The 11,284-nt window shown below is 37.7% G+C and carries 8 protein-coding genes; 3 read left to right on the top strand and 5 right to left on the bottom strand.

All coding sequences use genetic code 11. The features are described 5' to 3' along the window. Positions 1-38: 38 nt before the first annotated feature. The 3 genes from QSE00_RS19125 to QSE00_RS19115 all read left to right on the top strand — a co-directional run bounded on the left by QSE00_RS19125 (position 39) and on the right by QSE00_RS19115 (position 4,985). Positions 39-1,664 (top strand): DUF4955 domain-containing protein, encoded by a 1,626-nt coding sequence (locus tag QSE00_RS19125; protein ID WP_286107102.1) that lies wholly within the window; start codon positions 39-41, stop codon positions 1,662-1,664. A 113-nt stretch (positions 1,665-1,777) separates the two neighbouring features. After that, positions 1,778-3,361, top strand: coding sequence for a sulfatase family protein (locus QSE00_RS19120; RefSeq protein WP_286107101.1), 1,584 nt, complete (start codon positions 1,778-1,780; stop codon positions 3,359-3,361). 115 nt (positions 3,362-3,476) lie between these two features. Then, entirely contained in the window at positions 3,477-4,985 is a 1,509-nt protein-coding gene (locus QSE00_RS19115) for a sulfatase family protein (protein ID WP_286107100.1), read from the top strand. A 728-nt stretch (positions 4,986-5,713) separates the two neighbouring features. Here QSE00_RS19115 and QSE00_RS19110 read toward each other — a convergent pair. The 5 genes from QSE00_RS19110 to QSE00_RS19090 all read right to left on the bottom strand — a co-directional run bounded on the left by QSE00_RS19110 (position 5,714) and on the right by QSE00_RS19090 (position 10,899). Continuing rightward, positions 5,714-5,932, bottom strand: coding sequence for a hypothetical protein (locus QSE00_RS19110; protein WP_286107099.1), 219 nt, complete (start codon positions 5,930-5,932; stop codon positions 5,714-5,716). Positions 5,933-5,952: 20 nt separating this feature from the next. Further along, complete coding sequence (locus QSE00_RS19105) at positions 5,953-6,564, bottom strand: plasmid pRiA4b ORF-3 family protein (RefSeq protein ID WP_286107098.1); 612 nt, start codon at positions 6,562-6,564, stop codon at positions 5,953-5,955. A 52-nt stretch (positions 6,565-6,616) separates the two neighbouring features. Next, positions 6,617-6,970, bottom strand: coding sequence for a hypothetical protein (locus tag QSE00_RS19100; protein WP_286107097.1), 354 nt, complete (start codon positions 6,968-6,970; stop codon positions 6,617-6,619). Between the two features lie 417 nt (positions 6,971-7,387). Then, on the bottom strand, positions 7,388-8,455 hold the full coding sequence (locus QSE00_RS19095) for a PepSY-associated TM helix domain-containing protein (RefSeq protein WP_286107096.1): 1,068 nt from the start codon (positions 8,453-8,455) through the stop codon (positions 7,388-7,390). A 59-nt stretch (positions 8,456-8,514) separates the two neighbouring features. Then, positions 8,515-10,899 carry a TonB-dependent receptor gene (locus QSE00_RS19090; protein WP_286107095.1) on the bottom strand — a complete coding sequence of 795 codons (2,385 nt, stop codon included), beginning with the start codon at positions 10,897-10,899 and terminating at the stop codon, positions 8,515-8,517. Between the last annotated feature and the right edge of the window lie 385 nt (positions 10,900-11,284).

The raw sequence follows: 11,284 nt of genomic DNA, 5'->3' as shown, positions 1-11,284 counted from the left end.
CATGAATTAGTCTTTAAATAGTGAAATTATCTATACCAATGCGAGTACTTTTTATTACTTATTATATAGCTTTCATACTTAACATAGGCCAGTCCGTTGCTCAAGAAGCGCTTATATGGAAAAAATATACGGGTGAAATAAACGACTCAAAAATTCCGTTGCTTTTTGATTATTCCTATGCGGGCTATAAACTTGGTAAAGACTGCATCCCCGAAAAACATAGCGGTCTAACTGTTTATAATGTGTTAGATTTTGGAGCTATTCCTAATGATAGTATATCGGACCAAGAGGCTATTCAGATAGCCATTCATGAAGCTGAAAAAAATAAAGGTGGCATTATTTTTTTTCCACCAGGCGAGTTTTTAGTGAATGTAAATCCATCTACTTCGAATCCGATTACCATAAATGAATCCAATGTCATTATAAAAGGAAGCGGTTTAGGGAAAGGTGGAACTATTGTTCATATGAAAGACCATATGCTACAAAGTTTCCCCGACCAACCGGAGTGGCAGGTAAACTACCTGATTAAATTTGTCTCTGAGACTAAAAATAAGTCGAAAACCAATATCACTGCATATTCAAAAGAAGGGGATTTTGTGATTGAGGTTGAAAATGCCGGTTTATTCCATAAAGCCAAATATATTCAATTAGAAATGCCATATAACCTTGAGGCTGTTTCAGCCTCCCTAGATGGAAAACCAATCAGACCACATTGGGAGAAAGTAAAGGAAAATGGGGTAAGCTTTATTGAAAACCATGAAATAGAAAGCATAAGGGGAAACAAAATTACTCTTAAAGATCCCTTGATCAATACTATTGAGGTATCAAAAAATTGGCAAGCAAATCAATATTTCCCTTTAGAAAATGTAGGGGTGGAAGATATTTACTTTAAAGCAAATTTTAAAGAAGCATACGAGCATCACAAGGATTTTATACACGATAATGCATGGTCCATAATTTCCATGAATTCGGTGGCGTCATCATGGGTTCGTCGTTGTAGATTTAGTAATATAATCGGGGCCGTTGCCTTAAACAATAGTTACGCATCTTCTATTCTTATATTACTTATAGATGGCAGTAGCGGTCATAAGCTTACCAATGTCACTACGTCCTCTAGAGTTTTAACGGGCTTGATTACCGATGCTACAGAAAGTGGTCAGTTTCATGGTGCCTCTAAGTCTCACAGAACATCGGGTTCTGTAATTTGGCGCGTAAAAACACCAAAACAAGGCTGGGATTCTCATGCCGATATCCCAAAAAACAACTTGGTAGATTTGTACGAAGGTTCAAAAATGACCAATCATGGCGGTTTTTATAAAAATGAACCTCACCACTTAAAGGGATTAACGCTTTGGAACTACAAAAGGGTAGGAGAAACACAAGACAATTACGATTTCTGGAAATTATCGGGCCCAAAACAGTTGTATTGGGGCTTTTCTGTTGTGAACCCCACGGTAGTTGGTATGCATGGTTCAAACACGACCTTCAATCAAGAAAACTTAGGATACCTAGAAAGTTTAGGACAAGCCGTTTTTCCTGAATCTTTATACGAAGCACAATTAAAATACAGATTAGGGAAAACCCCAAAATGGATCGAAAAATATCTAAAAGAATGGTATAAAATCGAAAGGGAGTTGGCTTTGCAAAGGGTTGGGCAGGAATAGAACACTGTATTTTCTGCTAGTTAAATAGGGAAGGACTGCCATGATGGGTTTATTCCTTTGAGTAGAAGGCAAAAAAATAAAATATGTAAATAACGACAATAAAACTTATAATTATGACCATTAAAATAAGCTATTTAATAGCCCTGTTGCTTGGTGTTGCTATGGTGGGCTGCAAAGAGCAAAAAGAAAAGTCTGTCCATGTTGTTCAAGACAAAAAGAAGCCCAATATCGTTTTCATATACACAGACGACTTAGGTTATGGGGATATCAGTTCCTATGGAGCTACAACCGTTAATACTCCTAACATTGATGCCTTGGCCAAGGATGGCATTCTATTTACAAATGCTTATGCCACGGCCGCTACTTGTACCCCTTCAAGATATTCGTTATTAACAGGCGATTATGCGTGGCGTAAAAAAGGAACTGGGGTTGCTGCAGGAGATGAGGCGCTTCTTATTGATACCAAGAAAACAACCCTGCCAGATGTCTTAAAAACTGCTGGTTATAATACAGCTATCGTGGGGAAATGGCATTTAGGTCTGGGAGATGGAAATGGACCAAATTGGAACGGAAAAATTAGTCCTGGACCTTTAGAAATTGGTTTTGATTATTCGTATATAATTCCAGCAACGGGAGACAGAGTACCATGTGTTTTTGTTGAAAATCATCATATAGTTAATTTAGACCCTACCGACCCTGTAAAAGTTAATTATAATGAGAAGATTGGAAATTGGCCTACAGGGAAAGAAAATCCGGAGTTATTAACCATGGAACCTTCGCAAGGCCATAACAATACTATTGTAAACGGTATCAGTAGAATTGGTTTTATGGAAGGTGGTAAAGCCGCTTTATGGGATGATGAAACCATCCCTATGGAATTGGTAGATAAATCTAAAAAATTTATTAATTCTAGTAAGGATCAACCATTTTTCTTATTGCTATCGACTCATGACATACATGTGCCAAGAGTGGCCAACAAATTGTTTCAAGGGAAAAGTGGCATGGGCCCAAGAGGAGATGTTATTCTTCAGTTAGATTGGACCGTCAAGGAAATTATGGAAATACTAAAATTCCAAAACCTACTGGATAATACCGTTATTGTTTTTTCGAGTGACAATGGTCCGGTTTTAGACGACGGATACCACGACGAAGCAAGAGAATTGGTAGGCGACCATAAACCTACAGGCGGATTAAGAGGAGGTAAATACAGTTCTTATGATGGTGGAGCTAAAGTTCCCATGATCATAAGATGGCCCGATGCCAAAGGAAAGGGTAGGATTTCTAACGCACTGTTTAGTCAGGTAGATTTTCTAAGGTCCTTTAGTACTTTGCTAGGGGTTGATGTAGACAAGGGCCAGGCGGTAGATAGCCAAAATATGCTGGCTGCTATAAATGGCGAAGACCAGAGCGGTAGAGGATCCCTGATACACGAGAGCTTTCAAGGTCCGTTATCCTATATAGAGAACGGGTGGAAATATATTCTGCCCCACGATGGACCTAAAATGGTGCCATGGGGACCTAAGATTGAGACGGGGTTTGAGACTAAACCACAATTGTATAATCTGGTAGAAGATCCTAATGAACAACATAATCTAGCGGATGAGATGCCAGAGAAGACCGCCGAATTACAAGAGAAATTGGCAATTGTAACCAAAGGTTCCTTTGTCAATGTTCACGAAGTAAATATTGTTGAATAGGGAGGTCTAGCAATGATTGGGCCGACCGAAGGCCTTATAACTTATAGTAGATTAATATGAGTTTTTAGGGCGTGTTTAAAGCCGAAAAAATGTAATAAAACAATAGACTTATAATATGAACATTGAGGCAAATCAAAGTAAAGATATAAGGAAACATTCCAAATTAGGAAACCTGCTGAAAAAATTATTGAACACTTTATTTTTTGCAGTGGTGTTGTTGGTATTCCAAATAAGCCAAGCTCAGAAATCGTCTGCATTAGGGGGTATAGATAAGGACAGGCCCAATATAGTGTTAATTATGACGGATCAACACCAGGCTACGGCAATTAGTATAGCAGGGAATACGGATTTAGAAACCCCTAATTTGGACAAATTAGCCAATAATGGGGTGCGATTTAATAATGCCTATGTAACCTTTCCGTTGTGCAGTCCCTCCCGTTCCAGTATATTCACAGGAAAAATGCCACATATTCTAGGGGTTAATTCCAATGTTTCAGGAGACAATAGAATGTCCGCTGAACATAAAGAACTGGGCTTAGGGCACATCATGCGGCAAGCAGGGTATGACTGTGCCTATGGCGGCAAATGGCATGCCCATGAGGCCGCTATTTCCGAGGGCAATGGTTTTGATAAAATTGCAGATTTTGGGGATATTCCTTTGGCCGAGAAATGTATCAACTATATGGCATCTAAAAAAGATGGCTACAAGCCCTTTTTTTTGGTAGCTTCCTTTGACAATCCACATAATATATGCGAATGGGCCAGGAACGAACCCTTGCCTTATGGAAATATTGCGCCTGTTGCCTTAAATAAGACGCCAAAATTACCTGTAAACTTTAAGAAATCGGAAACTTTTCCTGAAGCCCTACAAATTGAGCAGGAGATAGATAAGAAAGTGTACCCGACACAAAATTATACGGAGGAAGATTGGCGACAGTATCGTTATACCTATTACAGGCTGGTAGAAAAAGTAGATCGCGAAATTGGTAAGATTATAGATGCCATTGACGCTTTTGGGCTTGGTGATAATACCCTGATTATATTTACAAGTGACCATGGCGACGGAAATGCTTCCCATGGTTGGAATCAAAAAACTGCTCTTATTCAGGAAAGCGTTAAAGTGCCCTTTATTATGAGTTATAAAGGCAAAGAAGGTTTTAAGCAAGGCGTAGACCCTATGTTGATCAGTAATGGCTTGGATCTTTTTCCGACTATTTGTGATTATGCCGGAATTCCTATTCCAGAAGGGTTGCGAGGAGAAAGTATAAAACCCCGACTGGAAGGGAAAAAGAAAAGTAAAGAAAGGGACTTTGTAGTGGCAGAGACTACATTTGAAGGAAAGCAGGCCTATGGTACCTTAGGTAGGACCTTGATCGGTAAAAAATACAAGTACGTATTGTACAGTTGGGGAAAAAATAGAGAGCAGTTTTTTGATTTAGAAAAAGATCCTTTCGAAATGAAGAACTTGGTGAGTTCTAAAAACTATTCGGAAAAATTGGATGAGTATCGTCAAAAACTACTCGATTGGTGCAAGGATACCAACGATACGAAATTTTTGAGAAAAGTTTTACTACCTTCCAATAGTACTATAACATCCTCTGAACTGTTTGATCGGCCCTACTAGTTTTTGAAATATTGATTAAGTGCAAGGGTTTGATGCTATGGCTAAAGTCATCATTTGTAATACTTCTATTTCCCATGGTAGGAAAGTGTTGTCATTTAAATCAATAAATAATTGATGCAAAAATTTTAATTGTTGTCACCCAGTTTTTAACCCGATTTTGAAGATCCTAACAACTTGGTTTATATCTATATTGGGTCATTGAAGTATTATCGGATGTTACATGAATTTGCTACATTAAGCGAGTACATTTTGGGAAAGAATATAGTCAATTCATGGGCAATTATAACTATTTGGAAAATGAGATAAGATCTTGAGTTTTTTTTCTGGACCTACAGAATTTGACCAGGCCTTTTCAGATAGTACATTGGATAATGTTAATGAATAAAAATAATCAGTATACATCCAAAAATCTGAGTTAATTAACCTAGCCTAACCGGATATTTTACCACCAATCCCGAAAATCTTGATGGCTAATCCTGATTACTTTTCTCGTTGAAATGGGGGCAGTCCCATTTCCAATATTTGCGATTTGTTTATGCCAGTTTAAATACCGGATACCTCTTAATTTAAGGTTTCACGCATCTACTTTTTATGGCATTGAAATTCATTATGGATATATCGTTGGGCAAACCAATGTAGGTAAGAACTAGCTAGGGATGTGGTAATATAAAGACTGTGGTTGTACTTAATTGAAATTTAAAAAGGAAGTTTTTATATGAAAAAGTATTTTAAACTATTTGTTTGGACTTGGTTCTATGATAATTGTCAATTAAAGCTTCCCCAACTATTATGGACTTTTCCTTGGTTATGCAATCAAAAGTAATTTTATTGTAGGTAGTATACTCCTTAAGCAGCTTAGCCACATCCTCTTTGCTTAGAAATCCATTCTCTCTAAGGTGATCCAGTATGTCGCTATATTTATGCGAACTAAAACCATCTTTTAACATAAGCTTTATTTGAAGTTGTACTATTGTTCACTCTCACTCTCCCAGTCCTTAATGTACATATCTAAATGGAGAAGTATAAAATTCACCCTTTCATTATAGAATTTCATAGGATCATATTTATTGTCAACAGCGACCAGCTTACTTTGAACCCATGTTTTGAGCTCTTTATATTCGGGGTGCTTGGGTTTGTTCATGATTTTAAGAAAATCATAAAAACGGGGTAATCCCCCAACATCCTCCGGGGGACAGCTCAAATTTCCCGAGCAACATATAGGAAATGGAATTGAAAGGTCTTCTATAATTCTCTCCAAGGTCAAGGAATGCTGCCAATAATCCCCAAAATCATAGAGGTAGTCCAATTTCTGTCCTTGTGATTTTAGGACATCACCGATTTTTATGGTCTTGGAGTCTATAATCTCATTTGGTCCGTTAAAACCATCCTCCTCGTATTGTTGGCCTATACGATAGCTGTCAATGCTAAATTCATACAGGTGATAATTTTCCCATCCCATTACGATTTGAACGGTATGGTGAAGTTTATAAAATGTGAAATCCGATGGGATCAAAAATTCCCGAGATATAGTAGGATGACTGCCCTCTAGCTCAATCCTAAATTTAAATATGCTACTCAACTCTTATTCATTTAAGCTGTGCAATTTATGACATAATGACCAACATTTTCCTTTATTTGGCCTTTTGATTTGATAAAATCCTGAGTTTTTCAAAATAATTGTCCCAAAGTTTCGTATCGTATTCTGAATGGTTCGATGGATTTGTTGCGTCGTCATAAAAAAATACCTTAGTAATAACATTGTTTTCATCCATGTGAACGGAGGTAGGTCCGTCTGCCAGTTGAATCAACAGTTTATCGGAAAGCTTACCATAATTGGTGTAAACAAAATCACCATCAGAAAAAGACTTAAAGGTGTCATTCTCGCCCAAGGGCTTGTACTCTCTATTAAAAGCCGCCCAATGGCCGTTATTGTCTCTCTTAATGCCGTAAGGCAGATTGATTTTGAAGAAATTACTAAGTGCCATAGTTATTAAACTTTATGGATTAATGGAATATGTATATAAATAAATATTATAATCGAAACAGCTGTTTAAGTGTTAGCCTGAACTTAAAGCTTGCTTATTTTTTGTCCTATCAAATATGAGATTAAATTCAGACTTATATTTTACCAAAAGTATAATGATATACTATTTAAGTCACCATTAAAAATACTAAAATTAGGATAAATTGATCCAAAATGATCATTTGAGCATTACTAAGATTGCCATGGTACTATACTTTTCATAATTATCCGTCTGTTCATAGATTGCTGTGTGAACTCTATTCCATTCTAAAGGTTGGTTTTGATTGTTCAATTATTTTCAACGAATATTAGTGTAGGCAAAGGTTTTGGCATCGGCGGACTTAATATGTTGAAAATTACATCAAATAAAAATTACAGATCACTTTTGCTTTTTTAGTACAAACAACTTTAGACCAGTTATAAAGAGAGTAATTGGAATTAGACCAGAAATAAATACCAGGATCCTTCCCCATAACCCTCCAATTTCCCCTATATGGATGGGATAGAATTGCTCAGCGATCCGATTACTATTGGAATCTGTTTGAAAATCCGTGAGGCTGGTAATTGTTCCTTTTTGATCAATTTTCAGTTCCTTGGTTTTTCTTAGCCCTTCCATTAGGAATCTATCTTGAATATATCTAAAATGATATCCTTCCTGTTTGTTTTTGGGAAGAATGACAGTACGAAGATCATAGTCTTTATCAGGATTGAGTAGATATTCTTTATGGCTAATTGGGCTTCCAATTTTAAGTTCGTTTTGCACTGACTTCGGTTTTGCTGAATCATTGAATATGCTAAGTGCCGTTTTGTAGTAGGTATTATAGGTAAAATAAGCACCAGTAAAGGCTATGGCCATAAGTGGGGCAAAAAAGCTAGCTCCAATTGCCTTATGAAGGTCATAATTTAATTTCTTTTTCTTAGCTGTCCATTTTATTTTGAATCCCTTGATTAAATTAGTCCTATAGGTTTTCCACCACAAATAGGCACCAGAACTTAACAATAACAGGAAAAATAAAAGAGTGCTGCTTCCAGTAATATACTTTCCAATTTTCGGAATTCCCAGGGTGCGGTGAAAGTTCAATAAATTTTCAAAAAATTCAATGGAACTCGATTTTTTGCCCAAAAGCGAGCCAGAAATGGGATGATAATAATTGGTCTCACCATTTGTGTATTCCAGGGAAATAGTCTTTTGCTCCCGATAGGGCAAGTTTATTTTGGTCAGACTATCCTTATGTTGTTCAACTAAATTGTAAGCCGTCTTGTAGAGATTATTTTCAACAAAAGGTTTAATAGGCTCGATGGTCAATAACTCTGGGTTGAGCATAGCGCTTAGTTCAGGTTGCCAAATATATAGAGAACCTGTCAACCCGGAGATAGAAGCGATTAGGCCGCATGTTAGACCCAGCCACAGATGTAAATTCCTGATAAACCTGTTAAAAGTAATCAAAGAAGCTATTGTTTAATTAGGCCCCATATATGATGATAGTCGAACATGGGGCCTATGGTTTAAAAATTGTACCTAAGTCCCAGTTTTGCGTTGGCTCCTTCTCCAACCCCCGTAAAGGTTTTTAAAGGGGCGGCCCACTGAGATCGGGCAGGTAGGTAGTATTCGTTCAATATATTGTTGACCCCTAATGAAAGGGATAAGTTCGATTTTAATTGATAGGCCATAGAAAGGTTCAGTAAAGTATAGCCACTCACAGGGAATTGTGTATGTCTATAGGCCCAAGTATCGTTAGTATCGATAAAGGGATCAAATCGGTTTCTGTCACCCAGATTGGTCATTCTAAGCGATGTGTTTAATTTTTCTGTGGGCTGCCAGTTAATATATGTGGTCCATTTTGGAGCGGCTATAACATCACCTCCCAAATAGGTTAAGTTATTCTCATCACCAACACTATGGGTTAGGCCCTCTACGTAGGAATATGAAGTTCCTATTTGCCATTTCTTGTCCCAACTAAAATAATCTATGGATACCTCACCTCCATAAATTCGTTGTGGTTGTTTAGAGGGTACAAAGGAATTGATCTCATCCACAAATACAACACCTGTGCCCAAGTTGGAGGTGCTGTAATAGCCGACGGCCTCTAGTTGAAAGTTATTGAACTTGGATATAAAGCCAAATTCATAGTTATTGGTAACCGCTGGTTCCAACTGTATATCATTTATGTTATTGGCCACAGCAGACCTCAATATAGAGCCAAGGTCGGCAATGGAAAAACCTTGGGAGTAACTTATATAAGGTGTAAATTCCTGATGCTCTATATACCGGGCACCTATGTTGAAGGCCAGATTGTTGAACTTAAGTTTACCACCTTCCACAGCTACAGATGGACTGAAATTGCCATCGCTTTTGGCTGAATAGGGAAGGGTGTTGTAATCTACGATATCCATATTCATATCGTCATATCGCAAACCTGCTTTAAGAACCCATTGGTTCTTAAGTTTTATGGTAGATTGCGCGTAGGGCGCCCAACTCATCAAATCGATATTTGGAACCCATAGCCTTCCATCCAAAAGCCCTTGATTGGTTTTGTCCTTTAAAAGGTCTACGCCGTAGGTCAAAGTTATATTTGTTGGGCCATATGCACCAAAACTGGTATTGAAGTTGGGTCTGATGCCATATTTTTTGGCATTTATTACGGATTGTCCACCGTTTTCGAATTTGTCGGAATAGAAGAATACGTTCTCGGTGTTTTGATAATATAGGTCTGTTTCAAAATTGGTAGTTCCCTGGAATATATTTTTGAGACTATATTTTAATTGTCCATTGACCAAGGTCGTCCCAGTAGGTTCTTCACCAACAATGGTCCCCTTTACGCCATAACCAGGAACAAGCGTATAATCCCCATTCTCATTAAAGACTTCTACCTCCGCTGCCACCGGAATGAAGGGGCTATCTTGAGCGGAATGGTAGATATTACCACTAAGGGTAAGTTTTTGTTGTTCTGTTAGTAAATATTCCAGTTTTCCAAATGTGCTATAAATATCGGTGTTGTCAAAACCATATGTAGGGAGAATGGGAACTCCATCTGCATCGTATTTATTACCCGTCTGTTCCAAACTGCCGCTGATGTAGTAACTGAATCTATTCAAGTTGCCCTTTAGGGACTGATGTATGCCCCAGCCTAAGGCATCATTTGTTTTAGCCAAATTGGCGGAGCCCCAGATATTGGTAGTGCCTTCAATTTTTTTATTGGAAGCTGGATTCTTGGTGATATAATTGATAAAACCGCCATTGCCCCCATTTCCGAAGATGGATGTGGCTCCTTTGATTACTTCTACACGGCTTATGTCATTGGGATTTACTGATTTTATTCCCAGTTGCCCATTTCTCAATGGGGTAGATTGGGGAATGCCATCGACCATAACCAATAGTGATCGCCCTCTGAGGGTTTGACCCCAATTGGAAAAGGTACCTGTAGAGGCGGCAAGACCCGGGACGGTAAATTCCAGTATTTCGCTGATGTTGGAGGTAGATTGAGCAAACTCCTCCAATTTGGCAAGGCCTACAACGGTAACGGATGCCGGAATTTCAGAAAGATATTCGGAATGCCTGCTGGCGGAAACCACTACTTCATCCAAATCGTTCAGATCTTCTTGTAAAACTACATCATAATTCAAGGAAGAATTCGTCTCTATCGTGATTTTTTTAGTTTGAGTTTGGTATCCAAGCATTCTCACGATAACCGTCCATGATCCTTCCTCAATGTCTCCAACTTCATAATCACCATTTAAGTCGGTCATGTTGCCCTTGTTCAATTCGGAAATATAAACGGTTGCACCTATAAGTGGTTGATTGGCTTCATCTGTAATCTTACCTTTGATGCTAGCTTGCGGGAACGCATAAAAAGAGAGTAATAAGGCTACGGCCCAGGTTATAATTTTCATTCTATTCTTATTTAGATTAATTTAAAACAAGGAGCAAATATAGAGTCCAAATAAATAGTCACAAAGAAATATTTGCATTAGTTTTTAAATAGCCTCGGTAAGTAGATTTGTAATAAGGCCTAGGTCGTTAACAATAGTGATGCCATAATCTCCAAAAGACCTTGTCAGATATGCAAAAAAAAAACAGCGCTAATTATGGTTTTTCAGAACTTACTTTTATCGTAATTGTTTTTCTGTATGACTATTAAATTGGGTAAGTCGGTTTAAGTTGGGCATAGCAAAAACAATTAGTGTACCCAAGGGTAATAAACCTTTTAATTGATAGTAAGGTCGACAAAAAGATTTAATTAAAAAGTGGAAAATAATGAATAGAGGAACCAATTAC

The sequence above is a fragment of the Arenibacter flavimaris genome (genome assembly GCF_030291335.1).
Lineage (GTDB): Bacteria > Bacteroidota > Bacteroidia > Flavobacteriales > Flavobacteriaceae > Arenibacter.
The sequence above is the reverse complement of the archived record's forward strand: the minus strand, read 5'-3'. Positions and strand labels throughout refer to the sequence as shown.

Excerpts from the sequence above, each read along its gene's own strand:
- QSE00_RS19125 (WP_286107102.1), top strand. The coding sequence starts at position 39 with ATGCGAGTACTTTTTATTACTTATTATATAGCTTTCATACTTAACATA.
- QSE00_RS19120 (WP_286107101.1), top strand. The coding sequence starts at position 1,778 with ATGACCATTAAAATAAGCTATTTAATAGCCCTGTTGCTTGGTGTTGCT.
- QSE00_RS19115 (WP_286107100.1), top strand. The coding sequence starts at position 3,477 with ATGAACATTGAGGCAAATCAAAGTAAAGATATAAGGAAACATTCCAAA.
- QSE00_RS19110 (WP_286107099.1), bottom strand. The coding sequence starts at position 5,932 with ATGTTAAAAGATGGTTTTAGTTCGCATAAATATAGCGACATACTGGAT.
- QSE00_RS19100 (WP_286107097.1), bottom strand. The coding sequence starts at position 6,970 with ATGGCACTTAGTAATTTCTTCAAAATCAATCTGCCTTACGGCATTAAG.
- QSE00_RS19090 (WP_286107095.1), bottom strand. The coding sequence starts at position 10,899 with ATGAAAATTATAACCTGGGCCGTAGCCTTATTACTCTCTTTTTATGCG.